Here is a 1,324-nt window from a genome sequence, read left to right as displayed (position 1 = left end):
GTCGAGGGGGTCGGTGGGGGCGTTGCCGTAGTCGGTGTTGGTGGTGCCGTCGACCTCGTCGCCGTCGTTGATGCCGTCGTTGTCGGTGTCGGGGTCGAGGGGGTCGGTGCCGATGGTGCCCTCTTCGGTGTCGGTGAGGCCGTCGTTGTCGGCGTCGTCGTCGACCAGGTCATCGGTGCCGTCGAGGGGGTCGGTCCCGTCGACGTCGACCTCGATGCCGTCGGGCACTCCGCCGTCGTCGGTGTCGGGGTCGTTGGGGTCGGTGTTGTGGGTGCCGGTCTCTTCGCCGTCGGTGAGCCCGTCGTCGTCGCTGTCGGGGTCGAGGGGGTCGGTGGGGGCGTTGCCGTAGTCGGTGTTGGTGGTGCCGTCGACCTCGTCGCCGTCGTTGATGCCGTCGTCGTCGGTGTCGGGGTCGAGGGGGTCGGTGCCGATGGTGCCTTCTTCGGTGTCGGTGAGGCCGTCGTTGTCGGCGTCGTCGTCGACCAGGTCATCGGTGCCGTCGAGGGGGTCGGTGCCGTCGACGTCGACCTCGATGCCGTCCGGCACTCCGCCGTCGTCGGTGTCGGGGTCGTTGGGGTCGGTGTTGTGGGTGCCGGTCTCTTCGCCGTCGGTGAGCCCGTCGTCGTCGCTGTCGGGGTCGAGGGGGTCGGTGGGGGCGTTGCCGTAGTCGGTGTTGGTGGTGCCGTCGACCTCGTCGCCGTCGTTGATGCCGTCGTTGTCGGTGTCGGGGTCGAGGGGGTCGGTGCCGATGGTGCCCTCTTCGTCGTCGGTGAGGCCGTCGTCGTCGCTGTCGACCACGTCGCACTCGACCCCACCCGTCGGAGCGGTGGCCGAGACATCCGCGGGACCGATCGCCAGGGTCAGGTCGACGGCGTCGAAGCCGAGCAGGTCGGCGTGCAGGACGACACGGAGCACCGCGTCCTGGGCGCCGGTCCCGACGGCGCCGGCCGAGGAATCGGTGAACGTGCCGAGCCCGACCTGGAGCGTGATGTTGGCCAGGCCGAGGTTGACAGGCACGTTGACCAGCTGGTCCGGCGTGTTGATGGTGGCGATGGTCACGCCGGCCACGATCACCTCCGCCACCACGTTGCTGCGGCTGGCGGACCCGGTGGTGCCGTCGGACTCGGCGCGCGTCACGACGTCGTCGGACAGCCGGATGGTGATGCCGCCGAGCAGTCCGGTCAGCAGCCGCACGTCTCCGACCGTGGTGGTCACCTCGGAGACCATGTTCTCGCCGCCGGTGCCGTCCTGGACGAGCTTGGTCACCGCAGTCGACGACACCGCGCCGATGTCGGCGACCGCCCCGAAGCCCGGGGCGTTGACC

1 pseudogene is annotated in these 1,324 nt (G+C 70.5%); it reads right to left on the bottom strand.

Annotated features, from left to right (window positions below):
- Positions 1-1,324 (bottom strand): annotated as a pseudogene (locus H0488_RS23280) (hypothetical protein); the annotation flags it as partial.

The organism is Nocardioides pelophilus (assembly GCF_014180685.1).
Lineage (GTDB): Bacteria > Actinomycetota > Actinomycetes > Propionibacteriales > Nocardioidaceae > Nocardioides > Nocardioides pelophilus.
The sequence above is the reverse complement of the archived record's forward strand: the minus strand, read 5'-3'. Positions and strand labels throughout refer to the sequence as shown.